Consider the following 23,995-nt stretch of genomic DNA (forward strand, 5'->3'; position numbering starts at 1 on the left):
CATATATGAGAGCGAGCCGGCCTGTTCAGCCAGCTCACTATAATCGGATTCGGCTTCGAACAACAGCCTTATTTCAAAATTTTGGCTGCTTCCTCGTTAAAGGCTTCAAGCTCCTTCTTAACGTCTGCATTACTGCGATAAATAACCTCGAAGTGCTTCAAATAGCTTTGATTGATTTTTGTCCACTCTGCGATTACCGGCATAGGCTGTGCCGCGTTCAATTGCTCTCCAATTACTTTGTAGAATGGATCATTTTTAAGGGTATCATTTTCCCAGGCCGCTGTTGCAGCTGGCAGAGAGCTAGTATGCTCCATCCATTTCATTTGGGTTTCAGGCTTACTCATAAATGCGATAAATTTCGCTGCTGCATCCTTATTAGTGGAATATTCAAAGATAGACAGATTGGAACCGCCAAGCAGCGATATGTTGTTTTCTTTCTTCGGAAGCACCGCTATCGCCCATTTATCATTAATTTCCGGCGCTTGATCCTGAATAAGCTTGATCATCCATGGACCGCTGATGAAAATAGGCAGGATGCCTTCCTTAAAGGCCGGAACAATATCAAGTCCAAGATCCTTTGGCGCTGAACCATTTTGATAGAAGCTGTTGATGTATTCTACTGCTTCAACAAACTTGTCATCGCTGAAGTTTGGCTGTCCGTCCGCCGTAAACCATTCGGCGCCATTTTGGCGAGAGAACATAAAGCCTAGCGACTCCTCCTTCGGATCGATGCTGATGCCGTATTTTCCTTCACCGCGTGCGGCAAGCTTCTGAGCTGCATCGGACAGCTCTTCCCATGTTTGCGGAGCTGCGTCATAGCCCACTTCTTTTAGCAAATCAGTACGGTAGTAGAGCACCCGGGTCTCGACATACCATGGCGAGCCGACGTATTTGTCGCCGGATTTACCTGCTTCTACCGCTCCTGAGTAGAAATTCTCCGGGTTCAACTCTTCGTATTGCTCAATATAAGGCGTCAAATCCGCCAAAGCTCCAGCTTCCGCAAATTCAGGAATCCAGGACGTACCCATTTGAATAACATCCGGGCCTTTCTTGGAGGCGATCGCCGTCAAAAGCTTTTCGTGACCTTGCGCCCAAGGCAACGCTTGAACGTTGATCGTAATGTTCGGATTTTCTTTGGTGAATTCCTCTGCAAGCTTAGGAAGCGTTTTGGCTTCTTCTCCCATCCCCCAAACATTAAGCGTAACTTTCTCGTTTGCGGACCCGCCATTTCCCGTGTTGGTGCTGCCTTCATTTTTGTTGTCAGCACCGCAGCCAGCCAGCAAGCCTGCAGTTAAAGCGACCGTTGTAATCATTGCAAATGTCTTTTTCATTAAACAAACCCCTCTCTGATCATTTGTGGATGTTGCTCGGGAAACATCGTTAGCAAAACTAAACGTCTCGGTTCACCCACCCATTAACTTGGATTCCCTACCTCCAATGCTTCATGCAAAATTTCGACTGGTAATGTTTGAGCATTCGAGGTGAAACGTTTTTATTTCACTTAAAACGTCCCCAAAAAGCATGTTTTTTCAAAGATAATAACAATCGAAACGTTTCGAAAATGATTATATATGAAATTGAAATCGTATTCAAGTAGTAATTTTTAATATTTCGAAACGTTTATATTGATGCTTCTAAAATGCCTTGAACAGCAATACCGAAAAGGCTTATTCCTTTAGGGAGTGGAATAAGCCTTAATTAAAAATGCTCTGAACCTTTCGGCAGCAGGCGATAAGTAGCCGTCCTTTTTCCAGGCGAGGCCAATATGTCGTCGGCATTCCGGATCTGTAACGCGGATGCGCGCCAGCTTGTCCTCATGCAGCTCTGGCAAGCGGGGCAGCAAGGTAACACCAAGTCCGGCGGCGACGAATCCTGCCACACTAACAACCTCTTCTGCCTCAAAGGAGATGGTCGGGGTGACTCCCGCAGCGTTGAAAAGACGGTCTGTAATGGTTCGCAAGCCATAGCCCGGCTTGACAGCTATAAAGCGTTCCTCCGACAATGCAACAATATCGATCGCGTCTTGACAAGCGAGCGAATGATCGACAGGCACGTAGGCGAAGAGCTCCTCCTCCCACAGAAACCGCCATTCTATTCCGTTGCGCGACTCTGTCATAGAGGATAAAGCAAAGTCGATTTCACTACGTTCCAGCTTATCAAGCATCTCGCGCGTCGATTGCTGATAAAGCTGAAACTGTGCACGAGGCGCTTCCTTGAGAAAGCTGCTCATCAGCCGCGGGAAAACGGACAGCCCAAGCGACTTCAGAAAAGAAACGACGATCGTACCACTCTCCGGGTCTGTCAAATCGCGCAGCTCCTCCTTGCCTAGCCGAACTGCTTCCAATGCCTGCTCTACTCTGGCTGCAAACCGTTCGCCGTATCGGTTTAGTCGGATATTTCGCCCCTCCCGCTCAAAAAGCGGCACGCCAAGCTCTTGCTCCAGCTTGGCGATTGATCGACTAAGCGCAGGCTGCGAGATTGACAATCGCTTGGCAGCTTCAGTCATATGCTGCAGGCGCGCGACAGCTAAAAAGTATTCAAGCTGCTGCCATTCCATTGGCATCCCCCTATTCTTATGCTTTAATATGAAATTCATGCGCAGAGCGCATAGATATAATGAATTTAATGCATTAGACATTATGGATTCCATTATACTACAATTAGACTCGAAAAGAGGGACGATACATGACCATACTATGGATTATTTTGTCCATGTTTGCGATGGGCTTGCTGCTCGGCTTTGTTGGCGCTGGCGGCTCGGGCTTTATGATCGCCATTCTGACGGTCATCTTCAAGGTTGATATTCATCTGGCGATGGGAACAGCGCTTGCGGCCATGATGTTCACCTCTCTGTCAGGCGCAGTGAGCCACTTTCGCGAGCAAAATGTAGATCTTGCAAGCGGCGTCATTGTAGGACTGACAGGCGCTGTAGGGGCTTGGTTCGGGTCAACGGTTGCATTCACGATTCCTGCCGAAATCATGACCTGGTGTACGGCGGGGATGCTTACACTTTCCAGCCTCGTGCTATGGCTGCGGCTTACAGTACTTCGTAAGCTTGTACTTGACGTGCCAACTACGCGTGGCGTACGCTTCATCCTGACTTCTTCTGCGATTGGTGCTGCCACTGGCTTTCTGTCCGGAACGTTCGGAATCGGCTCAACTCCTTTCATTCAAGTTGGCCTCATGCTGTTGCTTGGGCTGCCTATTCGACTTGCTGCAGGAACGACAATGCTAGTCATTCTGCCAATTGCCGCTTCAGCAGGCGTCGGATATTATTATGAGGGGAGCCTCGACACTAAGCTGCTGCTTGCCGTACTTGCTGGCTCGATGACCGGTTCTTATGCAGGAGCGAAGCTTACGAAGCGTGCCCCTGCTTCGGTGTTGAAATTTGGCATGGTTGCAACGCCAATTGCTGCAGCCTGTCTGCTGCTTATTTAATATTATTTGCTATTTAAACAAGGAGGCGTTTCACAATGGACAATACGACTTCCGACCATCTATACACATCTACAAGCGACAAGCTTGCTCCGATCGTACATACCGCCCTGGGAAAAGTGCGCGGCATATTCGAGAATGAACGGCTCGCTTTTTATGGTGTGCCGTATGCTGAGCCGCCCATTGGTCGCGAACGGCGTTTTCTGCCGCCGCAGCCGAAGCTGCCATGGGAGGGCACACTTGAAGCAAACCGCTTTGGAGCTGCTGCTTGTCAGCCTGGTGTTCTGGAATTTAACAAGAGCCAATCTGAAAACTGCTTGACGCTCAACATCTGGACACAAGCCATAAACAGCCCGCTTCGTCCCGTGCTTTTGTTCATTCACGGCGGAGGCTTCACAGGAGGGGCTGGCTCAGATCCCGCTTTTCACGGCGGAACCTTTGCTGATCAAGGCCTTGTAGTCGTAACGGTTAACTATCGTTTGGGGGCATTGGGTTTTCTCGATCTGTCCAGCTTTCTTGGCGAAGATTATCGTTCCTCAGGCAATTGCGGCATACTCGATCTGATAGAAGCTTTGCGATGGACGAGGGCGCATATCGTTGCTTTCGGTGGAGATCCGAATCGAATTACAATTATGGGGCAATCGGCAGGAGCAAAATGCGTGGGCGGCTTGCTTGCTTCACCGCTGGCAGACGGCTTATTCCATGGCGCCATCGCTCAGAGTGGAGCGGTTCAGGCGATACGCGACCAGCATACGTCCAAAGCAGTTGCAGCCAATTATTTGAAGCTGCTGGAGCTGCAGCAAAACGAAGCAGGCAAGCTGCTGGACCTGCCAATTGAAGTCTTAATGGAGGCACAGGCAGCACTATGCCGAGATTTCAGCGGCGTACATTTATTCGGTCCAGTCGTTGATGGTGTAGTGATTGAATCGCCGCCAATGCAGTCTATTTTGCGAAAGCGCCCTTCGATGCCACCGCTATTAATCGGGACAAATCGCCACGAAGCAGCCAACCTGGAGATTGGCACGCCTGGAGGTAACAGCTTTGGGCCTGACGGTTTCCTTAGCCGCATGTTCGGCGATAACGCACCTTTAATCAAAGCAGCCTACTTGCGGCGAAGCGGCAGCAGCATGTTGCAAGAGCCATCCAATGTTGAGGCTTGGCAGGCTGTAATTACAGATTATATGTATCGCATTTCCGCCGCGCGGACAGCCGCTGCTTACAGCAATGCTGGAGCGAATGTCTGGATGTACAGCTTTGAGCGTAAAGAAGCATTGAAATCAGCGCACGGCGACGAGATGCCCTTCGTATTTGGTCGTACGGTAGGAGAGAATGAGCATAGGCTTGCCGCGGCCATGCATGGCGCATGGACAGCATTCGCACTTACCGGCAAGCCGGAAACTGTCGACACTGGAGGCTGGCCACGCCATCAAGCTCAGCAGCCTGCCGTTATGCGCTTCACTGATAGTGGCAGTGAGCTCGGTCAGCTAGACATCGAGGATGACCCAAGCTTTCCAGATCAAGTTTACCGTATTGACGAGAGCTGGACAGAAAGCTAGCTCTCCTTGGCTGCAGCGATAAGCTGATTCGTGCTCTCACAGATAAAAAAGCTTCCGCACCTGCCTAATACAGTGATGCGGAAGCTTTTTCAAGCCTAGCTATATCATTTCAACCCATTCAAGCTTTAACGGCTGAACCTCCGCTTGGATAATCAGTTTCACTTGTCCCGGAGCCAAGTTGTGAAGCACAAGCTCAGCAGTCTGCCACTTGCCGACATCCGAGGCCATTATATTGCCAATATGCTTTCCGTTGGCCGTAATCGCAGCAGTTACACTCTCCTCTACAGGAAATAGCTTGATCCGCAACCTATGTTCCCCGGAACGGACTACTGTAAATTGATAGGCAAGCCAATCTCCCGGCTCTAATTGAACGAATACCCGCTGCTCAGATTGTCCTCGCCCATGCCAATAATTGTGACGCGGCTCTCCCCCTTCCTCGAATCCGATGCCTGTTCCATCCTGTACGCGGAAGCCTAGTTGATTTTCCGTTTTTGCAGTTCTGCCAAAGCTGACGCCTTCTCCTTGATTGCCGTAGAAAATCGCTGGAATCCGCAGCGGCGCCCGACGGAATAAAGCACGGACGACATGTGCTTGGTACGTGCAGCGCTCAAACTGAATATTGTCCAGAAACTCCCATAAAATTTGCTCAGCAACAGCCGTATCTGGCTGCTCTCCCCCTTCCAGGTAGCGCACCAGCTTGCTCCAGTCTGCAGGCATTGTTATCGAGCAAGGGGAATTGCCAGTGTCCATTTTCTTCCACGGCCAGAAGTTCCATGAAATACAGTGGTCCTCCAGCAATTGAAAGGCTCCGACGTACCAGTCATCGTTGTTTTCTCCGCCTTCCCCCATAAAGATCGGTACCTTCCACTCTTCCCGCTTATGCAAATATGCTTGCAAGCTTTCCGTGTCAGGGTTGCTCCAATATTTATGGAACTGCAGCATCAGGTTATCATCCGTTTTTTCGGTAAATATAGACCAATCGGTTGCCCAATGCGCCCCTTCCAAAATAATCATATGGCGACTATCCACTTCCCTGATCGCAGCAATCAGCTCCTTATACAGAGGCATAAGCTGATCGTTGTATGCTGAGAACCAGTCAGGCAGCGGTTCGTTCAATAGATCGTAGCCGGCAACAATCCATTCGTCCTTGTAGCGTTCTGCAAGCAGCCGCCATAATTCGATCGTAAGGCGCCTGTTTTTCTCCTCGGTAAACAGCTCGGGAAGATTCCGTGCCGAATCGTCAATAATTGCCCCCGTCTGCCCGCCGGGAGCACCGTGCAAATCGAGAATGATATACAAGCGGTGCTTTTTGCACCATTCGATCAACCGATCTATATAGGCTAAACGATCGTTTTGAATGCGAAGCGGCTCCTCCTCATCCTCCAGCAGAAAGCGAGCATTAATCGGCAGCCGTATCGAATTGAAGCCTTCTGCTGCTATTTGCTTAATGTCAGCTTCCGTTGTATAACGCTCCCAGTACAGCGCCCAGAAGTCAGCCGCTTTATCAGGCCCTATTAAATGTTCAACCATCCTCTCAATTTTTCGTGGACGGTCACCTTCCTCGGGAAATTTCCACATATACCCTTCCGGCAGCAGCCAGTTTCCAAGTCCAACGCCTCTCAGCAATATTTCCTGTCCTGCTCCATTCACCAGTCGGGTTCCATCAGCTCGAACAAATCCCGTTACAGTATGGTCAGATGCAGTTTCCATTCGCTCCATCATCTTCTCGTCCTCCCCCAATGCCAACAGCTTCAGCATACGGCTCTTTCAATCACTTTAACGTAAATAGGCCTCTATTGCCTTCAATAAGCAACTGTTTTTGTTGAAAATCCTCTGCTTGTTAAAGGCTTTCTTGCGCAGCACTATGCTGCTCTCCTGCCTGCTCGCCATACACTTCAATTTCAAACAATCTTGCCCGATTATCAAATACTGCATTCCCCTTCGTAATATGCAAGCGAATGCGATCCGTCACAACAGGAGCAAATTTCAAATCATTATACTTGCCGTCATAATGGTCTTCTTCGTTGTCAACGACGGAAGCTAGTGTCTGCCATGTGTGACCGTCCCAAGCCTGAATGCTGAAATCAGAAATCTGCATCCCTCTTCCGTCAATCTGTCCGCTCCACAGCCTGACCTGATCCACCTCGTACAATTCGTCCCATAATAGCTCAAGTGTATGCGGCCCTTCCGGACCGCTAATCCATCGATCAGGTCCTGAATAGCGGATGCCGTTTACCGCAAGCTCTGGAGGGAAGCTTCCATTTTCATGAGATGAGCTCGCCGTTAACGATGCTAGCGGTGCAATATTAGCATGAGCAGGCGCAGTAGTAATTTCAATTATAGCCTCGCCCTTTACCATTGAGCCGTCCTTAGCCTCAGCAATCACTTTGACGACTCCGGCAGCATTCGCTGTCATTACGCCGTTTTCGTCGATAGCTGCCAATGCTGTCGGCTGGCCGTCGCTACTTTCGACGCGCCAATTCACAGCGCGATTATTGGCATTGGCCGGCAATACTGAAGCATGAAAGGCTAGCGCTTCTCCAGCATCAATTCTCGTAATCCGATTGTCAGGCCTTACCTCGATCCCGTTTACATAGATCGGCGTAACTTCTGGTTCAGACTGGTCAGGATCATGCTCCCATACCTCAATCTCGAACAGCCTTGCCTGGTTGTCGCTTGTTTGCGCGCTTTCGGTTCCTTTCGTAATGTAGATGCGAATTTTATCTGTTTGAACAGGCGCGAACGTCAAGTCATTAAATTGTCCGATGCGTCCATCCTTATCATTACCCACAACCTCGGCTGCCGTTATCCATTGACCATCCTTCCAGTATTGGATTTGATAATCTCGTATTTGCCAATTTATAGCTCCCGTTCCGGCTCCGCTCCATACGCGGACACGATCAATTTCATACGGCTGATCCCAGCTCATTTCAAGCCAGTGTGGCGGCGTGCTGCTGCCGCTAGTAATCCATCTGCTCGGCGAATCCTTAAGTCCGTCTACTGCGAGCGCAGGAGGATAGGCTGCTTGGCTGGAGCTTGCTGTCACATTCGCCAGCGGAGCCAGGTTTTGCTTGCCCGGCAGCTCTGTATCAAGCTCTGGCGGCTCGGCAGGCGGCTCAATTTCGCCGTATTCAAACAACAGCAGATCGTCGAAGGTGACTGTTCCCGTGCCTCCATGCTTATACATATAGACAACAGCCGATGTGCTTTGCGAGCCTGTAATAAACATCAGCTCGCGGCCCGTATAAACCGCACCGCCGATTGCTACATCCTTCGCCGGATTGCCATAGTTTTTGACGCCAAGTACCGCCGTCCCGCCATTCGTGCTTACGGCATAACCAGACAGCTTGTAAATCGTATTAGGCTTAAGCGTGACCGTTTGCTCGATTCCGGATACAGCGTTCACAAGCTTCGCCGCATAATTGCCGGTGCGCGCTCCTTCCGCGACAATTGACGCACCGTTGTACGCATTCGTCCATCCGCCGAATGCCCCGTCCTCAAAGCCCGGGTTCTCCAGCAAATTCACCAGCTCAGCACCCGGTGGAATTTCCCCGGCTGCAAGGCCGCTCCCTTCATAAGCCCCAATGTTCGGCGCTTGATCAGAAGGTACCGGATTTCCAAAGAAATCAAGACCGCCATTGCCTGGAATCATTTTGCCGCTGCCGATTGCTGGCGAGCCTGCAAGCAATTGATAGCCTCCCAGCGTATCTCGACCGATTCTGCCCGTGCCCGGTGCAGCCAGCATCGGATCAGCAACAATTTTATTGTTGTCCAGGTTAAGCACGCTTGTCGGGTGATTGCCGTAAAACAGGTTGTTATCAAATACATTGCCTGTGCTGGAGCCGAAGTTGTATCCGCCAGTTCCGAGATTGACGATAATATTGTTCGTATAAATCGTATCCTTGGCCCAGCCTCCCCAGTTAAGCGTATCGACTACCTTGGTGGTCGAATTCGGCGGGATATAGACGGTGTTGTTATATATATGAGTGTTCTCTGGCGTGCCGCTGAAATTAAAGACCGCTCCCAAATCATTTTGGCTAATATTGTAGCGTATTACCGTATTTCGATTGTAATTGGCCGGGTTCGTTCCATCATTGACAGCCAGCGTCATGCCGCCCGCATTATTGTGACTATAGTTGTATTGGATAATAGTTCCTTCGCTTTTGTAGTCCGCGTCATAGGCCATCGCGTCGCCGCCCGGGTGCGTATTAAACACCTCATTGTATTGGATAACGGAATCCTTTGACTCAAAAAACCATAGCGGCACATGATAGCTGCTTGATCTTTTATGCGTATCATAGACAACATTGCGCTCGATAACTCCATTTGTCGTATTGAGTACAATTGCGCCGTCACCGCCAATGTCATACATAACGTTATCCGCCACTCGGTTGTTGAAGGAAAAACCTTTGCTGCCGCCGTTTAAATAAACTCCGACGCTGTCCAGCGAGTAAATTTTGTTATTTTTAATCGTCACATCGGTCACAATATAGTTCCAGCTTGGATCCCAAATAATAATGCCGCCATTATGCGCGTAATCCATGCTTAGACTGCCTTTGACGCTATGAATATCCAAATGCTCAAATACAAAATGCCGATAGACCTTCGGATTATTCCAGCCGCCGCTGCTTCCTGCAACATGGATGCCGCGCCGTTCTCCTTGCGTGTCTGCGTAGTTCGTAATTTCTAAATTGCGAACCTCCCAGTACTCCTGACTATAAAAATATACAGCAGCACTTGCCCCGTTGCCTGCGATCAGCGGCTTTGGCCCGCTGCCGTACTTGTCGATTTTGATCGGGCTGCCGTCAGCTCCCGAGCCCTTTGGATATAGCGTTCCTTTCCAGACGCCGCCTGCTTTGAACAATATCGTATCGCCAGGCAAAAACGTCGTCGCGTTCACCTTGTTCAGCGTTCTCCAAGCCGAGCTCTCAGTTGTGCCGGTATTGGAATCATCACCATCTACAGCATCAACATAGTATACCGTTCCTGCTGTCGCTGCGACGGTCTTCCATTCATCAACGCCCACGCTAATGCCTGCGCCGCTAATGAGAACGATCGCAAGCAGTACGCACCAAGCTCTATAAGCCAATTTTTTCATGCATTTTACCTCCCATGATTATAGTAAAACGCTTTCATTAAAATCAGTTAAGCTTCAACAAGCTGCTCATAATCTAAATCTATTAACCAGTGAATATTTGCCGCTTGAACATGCGAATCGACATATCGTTCATAGGCCATCTCAATATATTTCATCGCAACAATATCCTTTACTTCTGCAAAGCTCGGCGCTTCTGCCGTTTCACGCTCGACAATTCTGACCACCTCATAGCGCCCTTCAGCCGTATTGTCGATAATGAGCGGCACTGGATTGAGAACATCGCTATTTCGCAGCGCTGCATAAAGCTGCTGCTGCGATTTGTACATTTGCGAAGCATTGCTTTCATCAAGCACAAGTGTTCCTTCGAAAACGGCTGCTGTGGAAGCAATGTCCGCTTCCAGAGCCTTTATGGAGGCTTCTGCGCTGTCGCCGGCAACCAAACGTTGTGTTAACGCTTCTGCGGCGCGCAACGTCTGCTCCTTCAACGGTTCCGAATGCTCGCCATTTTGCTTGTAGGATATCGCAAATTTTTCAAACAGAATGTGATCCTCTACCGGGTAGAGCTCGGTTTTAACCGATTCGTAGTAGTCCTTGAGCTGTTGTTCGGAAGGAAGGAGCTGCGAATCGGCAATCTTTTTTTTAAGCAATGCGGCCGTTTTGCTTTTATAAAAATCGATGAAGCTGCTCTCATCAAACCGAGACGGTCCGTATACTGCTTCTCCGCGAGCAATAGCTGCCTCTCTTCGTTCATTTTCCTTTTCCATTTCCTGCAGCAGCGCGCGATATGAAATTTCGCTCACAACTCCATGCTGCCGTGCAAGCTGCAGCTCGACCTTCATTCGAACCGCTTCTTCAATAGCAGCAGCCAGCAGCCTCTCGCCTGGAACCTCCCCTTGGAACTGTTCGTGCCAAAATCCAGTATGCACGTCTGCACCGTGCTCACGTATAAAATAGTCAATGACAGAAGCTCTATGCACATGTATAAAGTGTTTCAGCTCCGCTAATGTCAGCTCATCCTCGTTGATTTTGGCAAGCGGCGTGTCTGTTTGTAAGCGGATTGAATCCTGTGCCTGAAGCTGAAAAAAGAGGAGAACCGCTGCAGTCGCCAAGCCAATAGCTGCAACGATTATTTTGCTTGCCTGATAGCGCAGCATCGCTTAACCTCCTCCTCCGAAATATTGTGTTGGAGCTGTCTGAACAGTAAAGGACTAAAAGGCTGGCAAAGGGATGACTTATCGCTAAGGAAACTGGATAACGTTATTGGTGACCAATGAAGCCTTTCTCATTCTAAGGAATATACAGCATCTTATTAGCCGGATTCCCCCGTATTTGAGGTGGTTTTCCGCTCTTAAGGTTATAGATATTCGTTAGATTGTCCATTGCCTCCAAACGGAACATTTAACGTTATCCAGATTCTTAAAACCTTCACTTCAACCTTGCTAAGAGGCTTACAGGTCAGCCCCACCTTCCATTACTGAACGGTTTTATACCATTCGTTTACTTCTCTCGTAATATCCTCTCCGCCGATTTTCATCCATTCCTGGACAAAGCTATCGAAATCGTCGATCGGCTTATTGCCGTAGATCATACTCATAAACGTTTCGCCCTCGAGCTTGACCAGGATACCGCTCTTCGACTGCATGGCAGGAGTCGGTGCTCCGGTGAACTGCTGCGCGATTGCTGAGCCGTTCTTCCAGCCGTCGTCAACGATTTCCGCGGCCTTCATCGTAAGCGGATTAGTAAGTGCCGCACGTTTTTCGGTAGAGGTTTCTGGCTCTTTGCCTCGGCTTAATTCTGCCAAAGTTCGCAAATTGGTAAATGGATTTTTGGGCTCTATGAGCAAATACTTCGCTACGCCAACCTTGCCGCCCGGAATATCTTCATCTGCCAGAGAGATGCTGCCATCCTCCAGAACGGTGTAATCATAATCCAGCGCCCAGCCGTTTTCAAATTCGTTGCCCGGCTCGCCTGTCACGCGACCAAATATGCGGTTCAAGTAAAGAAATAAGGCGTCAACATGCTCAAAATCTTGCTTCACCAGCAGTCCTCCGCGCAAGAAGGTTGTGTCGCGCGCACCTGATTTGCCGTTGAAGGTCGGCAATGGATACGGCAGCATTTCCGCCCCTTCGACGTTCTTTTTCAAATCCGGTATCGGCCAGTTAGGCAGCCAATATGGCGCAACGACCATGCCAACTCGGCCTTGCCCAATCAGCTCTGCCAGCTTGTTCTCGTCATGCAGTCCCGCTTCCTGAGAAATATAACCTTTTTTATACCAATCGTTCAGCCGCTTCAAGCCTTCCTTCATTTCCGGCAGCGTCGAGCCGTGCACAAGCTGTCCGTCCCGCTCTAGCCATTGATAAGGAATTGTGCCATAAGGTCCGAACACCCATGTGCTTTCTCCCAGCCAGCCCGCGAACGGATTCGGCTGATTTCCTCCTGCTCCAAGGCTTAATCCAAGAGGAATGACTGAGCCAGCTTTACTTAAATTCGCATCCAGAAAAGCCTGCATCACCGCTTCCAGCTCCTCAAATGTAGTCGGAGCCTCCAAATCAAGCTGATCGAGCCAATCCTGTCTAATCCACAGCACGCCGTTATCGTTGCCTGCATAGGCAAAGTTCGGTATCGCCATGCGCTTTCCTTCATGAGTTACCTGGCTCCACATAAGCGGATGCGAGTTATAAACTTCTTTAACTGCCGGAGAAGCATACATCTCGAAATCCTGCGTAATATCTCGATAGTGACCGGATTGGATCAATTCGTTAATGAGACTCATATCCTCCGTCATCAAAACATCAGGCAGCGATTCCTTGGAAGTCAGCATCAAACGAACCTTAGTCGCAAATTGATCGCCAGGTGACTCCCATAAATTTTCAAGCTCAATGCCCAGCTCCTCAAGCGCCCATCTCGTATGAACATTATTGTCCAAATTTTCGCCGTTTTTGAACTTAAAGGTGCCATCTGTTGCTTTAACCGTTGTAATCGTGACTGGCGGATCAAATTTGTAGGTGCCATTCTGTATCGCCTCTGCGTTCGGATCAACAACAACCTCCGGCGGCTGCGATGCCTCCGTGCCTCCATTGTTGCTCGAATTGCTGGCATTTCCTTGATTGCCATTGCTGCCATTCGATGAGCATGCTGCGAGCATAACGATCATCGTTGCAGCAGCAATAAAAAACATTAATTTTTTAACCATTTTCTTATGCCGACCTCCCTTAAGTCTGCTGTAATAAGCTGCATCATCATTTTATTACAGCGCTTACAACCGGGTTAAGAGGAAAAGTTTTAAGATGTTATATAAAATTATTAAGATTCAGCTTGATTTCGATTCCGATATTCCTGCGGGGTAACACCGAAATAATACTTAAACAGCTTGCTGAAATATGGCGGGTTTTGAAAGCCCAGTTGTGCGGAAAGCTCATAAATTTTAATATCGGTTGTACGCAGCAAGGAGCTGGCTTTCTCCATCCGATAACGCATAATATAGTCGCTAATGTTTTCTTTCGTTTCATGTTTGTACAACGAGGAAAGATAGGCAGGATGCAGGCTTACATGATCCGCTATCGCTTGCAGCGACACATCCTTGGCAATATGGCTTTCAATAAAGCGATGAATTTTAAGAATCAACTGATTTTTGTTGTCCTTGCTATCCCGCACGCTCGAAGTTTCCATGCTTTGCAGCGTCAGCTCCGCCCATTGCGTCACTTGATCAAGGCGGCTGAACAGTCCTGGCTCTGTGACAATATCTGCTTCAAAGCCGGTCATTTCCATCAACGACTTCCCCAGCAGATGCGCCTTGAACAGAAACGCGTTCATTAGCGCATAGACGATCTCCATCATATTCTCTTCCGTATCTTGCTTTCTGTCTTTCATCTCCGCAAACATAGTCGCCAGTTTTTTGCGAGCATCCGACCAGCGCTCCGCCTCCAGCAGCTGCTGAAAGCTTGGAGGTGCATACAAGGACTCAAGCGGCCGAAATTGAGAATAGGCCTCACTTAAGCTAGTAATAATGGCGTGGTCGCTGTGGGAAATTTTGCGAAATGCGTTCAAGCATTTGCGGTATTGATTGACGAGCTCCGCAGGGAAAGACGCGATCGGCCCGATCATAATGGAAATCGTCCCCTTCAAGTAGGCTTGAACCTTGATCGTTAGCTCGCGGGCGACTTCTTTAAGCCGCTCCTCGCTTGTCGCGCCGCTTAATTCGCCACTTAGCTCGTCGCTCCTTGCCTTAAGCAAATAACACATATAGCCGTAAGTATCGCGAGTAAACCACAGCTCATAGCCAGGCTCCAGCACTTCATTCACGATGTTATGCACAGCAAATTCATACAACGATGCATCTCCGTCGCCAAGCGCAGAGCCGGACTGGTCAAGCCGTATCATGAAGAGCGGATAGTCGCGCTCCAGCTCAAACGACAGGCCATACTCCTCCATTCGTTCCTGTAAAACACGATGCGGCAAGCGCATGCCGCTCAGCAAATCGCCAAGCAAACTGGACTGCAGCAGCGGAAGATGGGAACGAATCGCTTGAACCATTTGCATGCCGTGTTTATGATGCTCCCGCTCCTGTTCGATCAGCTGCTTCGCCCGTGAAATCTCGTCCATCAGCTCCTCGTCCTTAATCGGCTTGAGCAAATAATTGACGACACCGGATTGAATCGCTTTTTGCGCATACTCAAATTCTCCGTATCCGGAAAGCAAAATGCATTTAATGCCCGGATAATGCTCACGAATATGCTCACACAGCTGAAGCCCGTTCATGCCGGGCATCCTGATATCCGTCACAACAATATCGATTGCCGTGGAATCAAGTATAGCAAGCGCCTCCAGACCGGACGAAGCCGCAAAAACATCGGCTATGCCGATAGCCGCCCAATCATTGGCTAGCATGCTCTTTAATAAAACGGGTTCATCCTCAACGAATAAAAGCTGGCACATAGTTGTTCTCCTCCGTTTTTTCGCTTATTTCAGACTTCCAGCGCAACGTGACACAAAGCCCGGGCAGCACATGAGAGCGGCTGATTGTAACGCCAGCTCCCGGTCCAAAGTGATGCTTAAGCCGCTGATGCACATTCCATATGCCAAAGCCGCCCTGATCATGTACGGGAAGCTCCAGCCGCTGCATATAGTGCTTGATTTCTTCATCCGTCATGCCTACTCCGCTGTCGTCCACCTGAATAATAGTCCAGCCCGCTTCCTGACGGCCGGAAACAAGCACGATGCCCCTTCCCGGCTTTGGCTCAACTCCGTGCAATATCGCATTCTCCACTACTGGCTGCACGATGAGCCGCATAATGGGCAGCGACAACATTGGCTCAGGGATCTCGATGTTGAAATCGATTCTTTCGAGCCTGTAGCTGTAAATTTGCAAATAGTGACGAACAAGACGAACCTCTTCCTCCACTGTCGCCTTTTGATTTTCCACGCGAGTCGTGTAGCGATAATAGCCTCCAAGATGGTAGCACATTTCCTTGATCGTATCCGTCTGCCCTGCCTTCGCACAAGCAGCAATAAAGGACAGGCAATTGTACAGAAAATGCGGATTAATTTGCGATTGAAGCTGTTTGAGCGTTGCTAATCTGGCTCGATCCTTCTCTTCGTACACATTTTGAATCAAATTTTGAATTTCGTGTGCCATATCGTTAAATCGATGCATCATGTAATCAAACTCGTTGTGAAATTTTTGCTTAATCCTGAAATTGTAGTCGCCGATTTCGAATTGCTTCAAGCCTCTAATTAAGGCTGACAACGGCCTTTGCACATTAAGATACAGCAGGTACGAAGCGGCCAGTCCCATTACGATTAACACGAGCATGCTGAGGTAGAATAAATTGCGGCTTTGAATGACCGGCGCATGGAATACATCCAGCGGCACGTAATCAATGAGCCATGCGTCCAAATTCGGCAGGTACGCGTAGCTCAAGTAGGACTGCTTGCCATTAATCTCCATAACCCGATTGCCGACCTCGCCCAGCTCCTCATGGAGCAGCTGCTCTCCCAGCAGCTGAAAGCTGGCGTCCATATTGCTCGTGTCGGAAAATGCATAGCCGCTGCTGGTCAGCAGGAAGCTGTCGCCCGGATTATCGAGATTATAATGGCGCAGCATTTCACGCACATTTTCAAGGCTGAACTGAACCTCAAATACCGCATTGACCAAATTCGGATCATCCTTCGACATGTACGGATCCCATATAAACAATTGATAATAAGGGGAGCCTGCAGCGTCGCCAGGTTGAAACTTCCATACCCCGTTCTCCGTCCGCTCCAGCACGTCCGGATCATAGACACTGCTCAAATTGGTCGAGATTCTGCTTTTCGTTTCCGGCAAATAAACAGACAGCTCGTTGGACCAATGGCTGGACAAGCTTTGCAAATGCAGCTTTTCCTTCACCATATTTTGGTACTCTATCATTTGGTAATAATCTTCCCGCAATATGCTAATATGCAGGTCCAGAATAGAAGAATCCCTTGCTAGCACGTTTGAGGATAATGATAGCCGCTCGACGTTGGATTCAATCTGGCTTTTTAGGAAGAGCAGCTGACTTTCCTTATACGCTCTCGTTTGCTTATCGATAACATTCAAGCTGGTCGTGCTGAAATACGAGTACAACATAACGACTGGAATGAACACAATTAAAATAATCCCCGTCATCTTGACGAAGATCGGTTTTCTTCGCTTCAATCTCCATCCCCCCTTAATAAATTAACAGATACCTTAAAGATGTGTTCTATACAACTATAAAAGCGTTGCCATAAGATATTGGCATAACGACTTTCAGGAGGCAAACCCAATGAAGAACACCCACATTATAACATCAACCGCTCAATCGTCAACCGCGCGAATAAGACGGATACCGTTCCAAAAAACGTGGAGATTGCATGTGCTGCTGCTGCCTGCTGTAGTGCTTGCGCTCGTATTTAAATACGCGCCGATGCCTGGTATTATTATGGCTTTTCAGGATTTCAAGCCATGGCTCGGCATCGAAGGCTCTCCCTGGGTCGGATGGGATAATTTCAAGCTGATGTTTACGTTGAATGGCACGATGCAGGTCATCTGGAACACGCTGCTTATATCCGTGCTGAAGATAATATTCGGCTTGGTCGTGCCCGTGCTGTTCGCCTTGCTGCTCAACGAGGTGCGCAATATGGGGCTTAAGCGCTCGATTCAAACGATGGTCTATCTCCCCCATTTCATGTCCTGGGTCATCCTCGGCGGAATTCTGCTTGATCTGCTATCTATCGATGGCATCGTCAACCGTTTCTTGTCGTTTCTGAATATAGACCCTGTCATGTTCCTTGGCGATGGCACTTGGTTCCGCGTAACGGTTATTGTCAGCGACTTGTGGAAGGAGTTTGGATTTTCTGCGATCGTGTTTCTTGCTGCTTTATCCGGCATTAATCCAGACCTGTATGAAGCTGCTGAAATCGATGGAGCAGGCAGACTTCAGCAAACGATCCATATTACGCTGCCATCGCTAATGCCGATTATGGTGGTCGTGTTTACGCTATCTCTTGGCAGCATGCTGAACGCGAACTTCGATCAAATCTATAACCTTATTAACCCGCTGGTGCTGAAGGAAGGCGATATTATCGATACATTTGTGTTCCGTTCGTTCCAGGACGGCCAATACAGCCTGGCTACTACAGTTGGATTATTCAAATCGCTAGTCGGATTTATTCTTATAAGCGGCGGCTACTATATCGCTTACAAATGGGCCAACTATCGCATTTTCTAATGATGAATGAACGGAGGTAGACCGCGATGTACTACAAAAATAAATCGTATAGAACGTTTTATTATTTCAATATCGCTCTGTTAATTATCGTATCTATTCTTTGCATTATGCCGATGCTTCATATTTTAGCCGTTTCCTTTAGCGGGAAATCGGCGGCGGAATCTAATCTCGTCACCTTTTTCCCGATTGATTTCAACATGGAAAGCTATGCGCGAACCTTCGAAAACCCTAACTTTCTGAATGCCATTCAAACCTCGGTTTTCAGAGCTATAATCGGCACCTTGTTCGGGATGGCAGTTACGATTATGGCGGCATTTTCCTTGTCGAGAAGCCGAGTCGATTTCAAGGCTCGCACATTTTATATTTGGTTTTTCTTGTTCATTATGATCTTTGATGCAGGGCTTGTGCCCAATTACTTGCTTATTGAGAAGGTTGGACTGATCAATTCCTTTTGGGCGCTTATCCTGCCCGGGCTTGTCAATGTATGGAATATGATTCTTATGATGAACTTCTTCCGCGCGCTCCCTAAGGAATTAGACGAGGCGGCTATCGTGGACGGCGCATCCACCTTCCGCATTCTCTTCTCTGTCTATTTGCCGGTGTCGCTGCCTGCAATTGCGACGATTTCGTTATTTACGATGATCGGGCATTGGAACAGCTGGTTTGACGGGATGCTTTACATGAGATCTCAGGAGCAATGGCCGCTTGCTACGCTGCTGCAGACGATTGTAGTTGTACAAGATTTCAGCAAAACCGGAATTACGCCAGAGGATTTGGAGCTATTGTCCAACAGAAGCGTCAAGGCTGCGCAAATCTTTATCGCAATGCTGCCAATTCTCGTCGTATATCCTTTCTTGCAGCGCTTTTTTGTCAAAGGCATTGTACTGGGAGCAGTTAAGGAATAATTTTTAGGAAGGAAGGTTGCTGCGTATGAATAGCAAAAACATTATGATGCATCAAACGGTACCCGTATACGATGTGGCTGATGTGATCATTGTTGGCGGAGGGCCTGCCGGAACGGCGGCGGCGATTAGCGCAGCCCGCTGTGGGCGAAAAACGATCTTGCTGGAGCATTCCGGGCAATTAGGCGGGATGGGCACGCTTGGCAATGTCAGTATTTTTATGGGCGTAGGCAATGTAACGGGCATTTACCGGGAAATCATTGCCGAGTTTTTGCCTGCCGCACTGCCGAGCACGCATCATGAATCGATCTGGCCGCAATATTCGCCATTCGAGCTGCGCCTTTATTTGAACGAAAAGCTTGAGAAGGAAGGCGTCAAGGTGTACTACCATACGAGCTTCGTCTCAGTCATAAAAGAAAGCAAGCGCGTCACGGGGGTTATCGCCAATACGCGTGAAGGATTGCGGGCATTTGAAAGCGATGTCGTCATCGACTGCACGGGTGATGCGCGCGCAGCCTCAGACGCCGGCGTGCCAGTTCGCTCTGGTCGCGAGGAGGATGGCTTGACGCAGCCGATGACGCTTATGTTTATGATGCAGGACACTGGAAAGCCGGTGCGCCCTTATTTGCCGGAGGGCTGCTATCGCTACGAAAGCATTGAGCAGCTACCTCAGGGCCGTCTCCTGCACTGGAGCACGATGGGAGATGGAACATTGCTCGTCAATATGACTCGCGTTAAAGGAAACGGAGCAAAAATCGAGGACATTAATTACGCTGAGAAGGAGCTGCTGCGGCAAGTGTTCTCTGTAGCATACTTTTTACAGCGTACGAGTCATCCGAATCATATCTTATCCCATATAGCGGGCCAAGCAGGTGTACGTGAAACGAACCAGATCGAAGGGCGCTATACGTTGACGGAGGACGATCTAACGAGCGGCCGTCGCTTTGACGATGTTGTTGCCCAGACCAATTATGAGATCGACATCCATAATCCGACGGGTGATGCTCATACGGATGAACGCAAGCTGGACGGCTATGACATCCCTTATCGCTGCATGCTGCCAAAAGAAATCGATGGACTGCTAGTTGCAGGCAGAAGCATATCGGCCACTCATGTCGCGATGTCGTCCATGCGCGTGCAAGCAACCTGCTATGCCTTGGGGCAGGCAGCAGGCATTGCTGCGGCTTTAGCTGTTGAAGCTGGTGTTTCCGTAGCGGATATTTCAATAGCCAGGCTGCATGAGCGCCTCGCTGAGCAAGGCGTCGTATTTGTGACTTGATAAATTCATGGGGCTGTGTATAATGTGAAAGTAGAGATGCAAGCTAAATGTTATCTAGGGTTCCGCGATTGCAAAATCGGGCAGGTCCGAGAGATAACTCGCAACCAATAGGTTGTGTCACGGAGGGATAAAAGCCTGGGAGATAAAACTGTTGCAAACAGTTTATTTCCCGGGCTTTTTATGTTTTTGGCTGCACTTGTAAATACTAATTTTTAAAAGGAGTGGAAAAAATTGAACAAGACATGGTTATCCGTTATTGTTGCCGCAATATTTGAGGTGGGCTGGGTTATTGGACTGAAGCATGCCAACAGCGCATTGGAATGGGTGCTTACTGCAATTGCAATTATTGTCAGCTTCTATTTAATGATTGCCGCTTCCCGTTCGCTTCCTGTCGGTACCGTTTATGCTGTTTTTGTAGGTTTAGGCACGGCTGGTACAGTTATAGCCGACATCCTGTTGTTTGGCGCCCCTGTTCAAGCCGGCAAGCTTATACTAATCGGGGTTCTGCTGCTTGGAGTTATTGGCTTGAAGCTAATGAGCAAAGAGAAAGAACAGGAGGCGGCGTAACAGATGGATTGGGTATTTCTTATTTTAGCTGGGGTATTTGAAATGTTTGGCGTGCTAATGATCAACAAGGTAAATAAAGACCGCAACGTATCATCATTCCTTCTATTATTTGCTGGATTCGGCTTAAGCTTTCTATTTTTGTCGTTAGCGATGAAAACACTGCCGATGGGAACAGCCTATGCAGTCTGGACAGGAATTGGCGCTTCTGGCGGCGCGATATTAGGCATGATTTTTTATGGAGAACCGAAAAATATTTTAAGGATTTTATTTATAACGATGATACTGGGATCTGCTGTAGGCTTAAAACTAATAAGCTAACAAGAGCTGCTTATGGAGGTAAAATGTAATGGCTGTCCACATCAGAAAATGTTCCATCGAGGATTTGGCATTGCTTCAGGAAATTAGTGCCGAGACATTTAAAGAGACGTTTCAAAATCAAAATTCACCGGAAAGCATGAGCGCATATTTGGAGAAAGCTTTTAACCTGGATCAATTAAGAAAAGAGCTTTCGAATCCTTGCTCGCAGTTTTACATTATATATTCAAATGATGAAGCTGCAGGCTACCTTAAGCTAAATATCGATGAGGCTCAAACGGAAGGCATGGGCAATGATTCGCTTGAAATTGAACGAATTTATATAAGAAAAAGTCATCTTAAACAAGGGCTCGGAAAGCTGCTAGTTTATAAAGCGATCGAAATTGCAAAGCAGCTTAAAAAAGAAAAGCTTTGGCTGGGGGTTTGGGAGCAAAACGAAAACGCCATTGCCTTTTACAAAAAGCTAGGCTTTATGCAAACAGGCTCCCACATCTTTAAGCTAGGTGATGAAGAGCAGCTCGATTTTATTATGACGAAATCGATTATATAGATTCCATTAGGATACAGTTCAATTAAATAGACAAGAGGCTGTCTTAGCGGACAGCCTCTGTTGTTGATCATGCTAGCTATTCAAGAATTTCCGGATGTGACCATTGAACAGGAGTTACCTTTCCTGCATGAGATCCCGCATCTACTAGTATAGTAGAACCGCTCATATAACGAGCCAGATCAGAAGCTAAAAACAAGGCGACGTGAGCGATTTCTTTAGGATCGCCGAGTCTTCCGTTAGGCGAAAGCAGCTTGGCATATTGATCAATAACCTCTTCCGGCGCATCGCCCCAAATGGATGTGCGAATTGTACCGGGACAAATTGCGTTGACCGTAATGTTATGTGGCGCATAATCAAGTGCAGCGCTTTTCGTCAATCCTACAACGCCATGCTTGGCAGAAACATATATCCCCATCGCGCTGTTCCCCAGCACCCCTGCTTGCGAAGCAACATTGACAACAAAACCGCCCGGAGCTTTAGATTTTAAGATCGCTTCAACGCCAAACTTCATGCCCAGAAATACTCCACGAAGATTGATCGCTGTCAATCTATCAAATTCTTCAATAGAATATTCATGGGTTGGCCGGTTCTCGGCACTAATACCGGCATTGTTAACGATGCCATCGACCTTTCCATAGCTTGCAAGGGCAAAATCAATTAATCCTTTAACATCATCTTCTTTGCTTACATCTGTTTGGTAGAAAACCGCTTCCCCGCCAATAGCTGCAATTTCGTCAACAACGGCGGCTCCTTTTTGAGCATTAATGTCAGAAACAACGACTTTCATACCATTTTCAGCGTAACAAAGAGCTATCGCTTTTCCAAGACCATCCGCAGCTCCAGTTACAACTGCGACCTTACCTTTAACACTTGAGAAATCTGTCATTTGCAATCCTCCTGTTTCAGCGCTCAGGAGCAATGCATCCTCCAGTCGCTTTTTAAATCGTAATGCTTCCTTTGTTTATTTTTAAGGTTGCATTACGATGTTAAAGGCAACACACTTGCGTTTTTCGGATGCTTTGCTCCTTCGCTGGTGCATTTTTATTTGCTTTTTCGAAGAAGCTTGGACGTTAAGTATGCTATGAAGCTCCGCAGCGTCATCAAAGTCGTGCTTTTTGAACGTCCTATTCAGCGCTTCGGAGCAATGCATCCTCCAGTCGCTTTTTAAATCGTAATGCTCCTATTTAATTTTTTAAGGTTGCATTACGATGTTAAAGGCGACACACTGCGTTTTTCGGATGCTTTGCTCCTTCGCTGTAGTTTTTTTATCTGCTTTTTCGAAGAAGCTTGGACGATAGTAGAAAATGAAGAGCGCAGCGTAGGCACTTGCTACGTGAGCACCGGAGCCTTCGGTAGCGTGACATATTCGACGTCGACTATGCTCCAACGCAATCGCATCGTCATCAAAGTCGTGCTTTTTGAACGACCTATTCCAATAAAGGTTTAAAAATTGGGCTTTCAGGACCAAGAAGATGGCACGATACTAGAAGGTGAGGAGCGCAGCGTAGGCACTTACTACGTGAGCACCGGAGCCTTCGGTAGCGTGACATATTCGACGTCGACTATGCTCCAACGCAATCGCATCGTCATCAAAGTCCAATTTTTAAACTACCTTTCAATAGAGTTTAAAAAGCAGGGCTTTCAGGACCAAGAAGCTTGGACGCTAGTAGAAAATGAGGAGCGCAGCGTAGGCACTTGCTACGTGAGCACCGGAATTTTCGCTAGCGTTCAAGATTCGCCGCCGACTATGCTACAACGCATCACGTCGTCATCAAAGTCGTGCTTTTTAAACTTCCACTTCAGTAGGCTGTCCAGCCTGCATCTGCAGTGATTGTCGTACCATTCACAAAGCTGGAATCTTCAGAAGCAAGGAAAAGAGCTACTTTTGCAATTTCTTCTGGTTCTCCCAATCGTGGATTAAGCCCCATGCCGGCCATTGCTTTCTCAGCACCAAATGGATTAGGAGCTGTCATCGAAGCAGAAATGTTCGTGTTTACTCCCCCAGGAGCAATTGCGTTACAACGAATTCCAAGCGATGCGTACTGATAACCAACATTTTTAGTAAGTCCGATTACTGCATGCTTGGAGGCGGTATACGCAGCACCTGAGCGTGAGCCGAACAAGCCGCCTGCTGATGCAATATTAACGATAACGCCTGATTGTTTAGGTACAAATATTGATAACGCTTTGCGTGTTGTTCGCATTGGACCTGTTGTATTGACCGCAAATACTTTTTCCCAAAGCTCATCGGTCAAATCTGCTGCCGGTACGAAATTATCCATAATGCCTGCATTGTTAATTAAAATGTCCACTGTTCCATAAGCGCTTACCGCTGACTCAAACAGCTGCTGAACATCCTCCTCTGAGGCTACGTTAGCTTGTACAGCGAGGGCTGTACCGCCTTGCTGCTCGATTGTTTCTACTACCTGGCTGGCTTGCTCCTGTCGCAGATCGGATACGATAACTTTAGCTCCCTCGACCGCAAACAGCTCTGCAATAGCTTTTCCCATGCCGGAAGCAGCTCCTGTAACAATTGCTACTTTACCTGAAAGCTTCATAG

The 23,995-nt window shown here is 48.2% G+C and carries 18 protein-coding genes and 1 riboswitch; of the genes, 8 read left to right on the plus strand and 10 right to left on the minus strand.

Annotated features, from left to right (window positions below):
• Positions 1–68 precede the first annotated feature (68 nt).
• Both KJS52_RS08305 and KJS52_RS08310 read right to left on the minus strand, forming a co-directional pair.
• Positions 69–1,331: a sugar ABC transporter substrate-binding protein gene (locus KJS52_RS08305; RefSeq protein WP_213514270.1), complete on the minus strand. Its 1,263-nt coding sequence runs from the start codon at positions 1,329–1,331 to the stop codon at positions 69–71.
• A 344-nt stretch (positions 1,332–1,675) separates the two neighbouring features.
• A complete protein-coding gene (locus KJS52_RS08310; RefSeq protein ID WP_213514271.1) occupies positions 1,676–2,557 on the minus strand; it encodes a LysR family transcriptional regulator in 882 nt (293 codons plus the stop codon).
• Between the two features lie 128 nt (positions 2,558–2,685).
• Between KJS52_RS08310 and KJS52_RS08315 the strand changes: the two genes are divergently transcribed.
• Positions 2,686–3,438: a sulfite exporter TauE/SafE family protein gene (locus KJS52_RS08315; protein WP_213514272.1), complete on the plus strand. Its 753-nt coding sequence runs from the start codon at positions 2,686–2,688 to the stop codon at positions 3,436–3,438.
• A gap of 35 nt (positions 3,439–3,473) precedes the next feature.
• Positions 3,474–4,991, plus strand: a complete 1,518-nt coding sequence (locus KJS52_RS08320; RefSeq protein ID WP_213514273.1) for a carboxylesterase/lipase family protein — start codon at positions 3,474–3,476, stop codon at positions 4,989–4,991.
• A gap of 99 nt (positions 4,992–5,090) precedes the next feature.
• Here KJS52_RS08320 and KJS52_RS08325 read toward each other — a convergent pair whose 3' ends face one another.
• The 6 genes from KJS52_RS08325 to KJS52_RS08350 form a co-directional block, all read right to left on the minus strand.
• The gene (locus tag KJS52_RS08325; RefSeq protein ID WP_246563311.1) at positions 5,091–6,713 is read right to left on the minus strand and encodes a glycoside hydrolase family 5 protein; all 1,623 of its coding nucleotides are present in this window, start codon (positions 6,711–6,713) and stop codon (positions 5,091–5,093) included.
• Between the two features lie 118 nt (positions 6,714–6,831).
• Positions 6,832–10,089 carry a discoidin domain-containing protein gene (locus KJS52_RS08330; RefSeq protein ID WP_213514274.1) on the minus strand — a complete coding sequence of 1,086 codons (3,258 nt, stop codon included), beginning with the start codon at positions 10,087–10,089 and terminating at the stop codon, positions 6,832–6,834.
• Positions 10,090–10,136: 47 nt separating this feature from the next.
• Positions 10,137–11,243, minus strand: coding sequence for a peptidylprolyl isomerase (locus KJS52_RS08335; protein WP_213514275.1), 1,107 nt, complete (start codon positions 11,241–11,243; stop codon positions 10,137–10,139).
• Positions 11,244–11,560: 317 nt separating this feature from the next.
• Positions 11,561–13,282 carry a type 2 periplasmic-binding domain-containing protein gene (locus KJS52_RS08340; protein WP_213514276.1) on the minus strand — a complete coding sequence of 574 codons (1,722 nt, stop codon included), beginning with the start codon at positions 13,280–13,282 and terminating at the stop codon, positions 11,561–11,563.
• 110 nt (positions 13,283–13,392) lie between these two features.
• Positions 13,393–15,024 (minus strand): response regulator transcription factor, encoded by a 1,632-nt coding sequence (locus KJS52_RS08345; RefSeq protein ID WP_213514277.1) that lies wholly within the window; start codon positions 15,022–15,024, stop codon positions 13,393–13,395.
• Positions 15,002–16,768 (minus strand): sensor histidine kinase, encoded by a 1,767-nt coding sequence (locus KJS52_RS08350; RefSeq protein ID WP_213514278.1) that lies wholly within the window; start codon positions 16,766–16,768, stop codon positions 15,002–15,004. Before KJS52_RS08350 ends, KJS52_RS08345 begins: the two co-directional genes overlap by 23 nt.
• Before the next feature lie 109 nt (positions 16,769–16,877).
• On the opposite strand from KJS52_RS08350, the gene KJS52_RS08355 reads away from it, so the two are divergent.
• The 6 genes from KJS52_RS08355 to paiA all read left to right on the plus strand — a co-directional run bounded on the left by KJS52_RS08355 (position 16,878) and on the right by paiA (position 21,435).
• Positions 16,878–17,822: an ABC transporter permease gene (locus KJS52_RS08355; protein WP_213514279.1), complete on the plus strand. Its 945-nt coding sequence runs from the start codon at positions 16,878–16,880 to the stop codon at positions 17,820–17,822.
• Positions 17,823–17,848: 26 nt separating this feature from the next.
• Positions 17,849–18,727: a carbohydrate ABC transporter permease gene (locus KJS52_RS08360; RefSeq protein ID WP_213514280.1), complete on the plus strand. Its 879-nt coding sequence runs from the start codon at positions 17,849–17,851 to the stop codon at positions 18,725–18,727.
• Positions 18,728–18,752: 25 nt separating this feature from the next.
• Positions 18,753–20,003: an FAD-dependent oxidoreductase gene (locus KJS52_RS08365; RefSeq protein WP_246563313.1), complete on the plus strand. Its 1,251-nt coding sequence runs from the start codon at positions 18,753–18,755 to the stop codon at positions 20,001–20,003.
• A 43-nt stretch (positions 20,004–20,046) separates the two neighbouring features.
• Positions 20,047–20,147, plus strand: a riboswitch (guanidine-I (ykkC/yxkD leader).
• Positions 20,148–20,234: 87 nt separating this feature from the next.
• Positions 20,235–20,570 carry a DMT family transporter gene (locus KJS52_RS08370; RefSeq protein WP_213514281.1) on the plus strand — a complete coding sequence of 112 codons (336 nt, stop codon included), beginning with the start codon at positions 20,235–20,237 and terminating at the stop codon, positions 20,568–20,570.
• Between the two features lie 3 nt (positions 20,571–20,573).
• Positions 20,574–20,888, plus strand: coding sequence for a DMT family transporter (locus tag KJS52_RS08375; protein ID WP_213514282.1), 315 nt, complete (start codon positions 20,574–20,576; stop codon positions 20,886–20,888).
• Positions 20,889–20,916: 28 nt separating this feature from the next.
• Positions 20,917–21,435, plus strand: coding sequence for a spermidine/spermine N(1)-acetyltransferase (gene paiA / locus KJS52_RS08380; protein WP_213514283.1), 519 nt, complete (start codon positions 20,917–20,919; stop codon positions 21,433–21,435).
• 76 nt (positions 21,436–21,511) lie between these two features.
• Here paiA and KJS52_RS08385 read toward each other — a convergent pair whose 3' ends face one another.
• Both KJS52_RS08385 and KJS52_RS08390 read right to left on the minus strand, forming a co-directional pair.
• Positions 21,512–22,321 (minus strand): SDR family NAD(P)-dependent oxidoreductase, encoded by an 810-nt coding sequence (locus KJS52_RS08385; RefSeq protein WP_213514284.1) that lies wholly within the window; start codon positions 22,319–22,321, stop codon positions 21,512–21,514.
• Positions 22,322–23,234: 913 nt separating this feature from the next.
• The gene (locus KJS52_RS08390; protein WP_213514285.1) at positions 23,235–23,993 is read right to left on the minus strand and encodes an SDR family oxidoreductase; all 759 of its coding nucleotides are present in this window, start codon (positions 23,991–23,993) and stop codon (positions 23,235–23,237) included.
• Between the last annotated feature and the right edge of the window lie 2 nt (positions 23,994–23,995).

This window comes from Paenibacillus montaniterrae (assembly GCF_018403185.1).
In the GTDB taxonomy this organism is placed as follows: Bacteria; Bacillota; Bacilli; order Paenibacillales; family Paenibacillaceae; genus Pristimantibacillus; species Pristimantibacillus montaniterrae.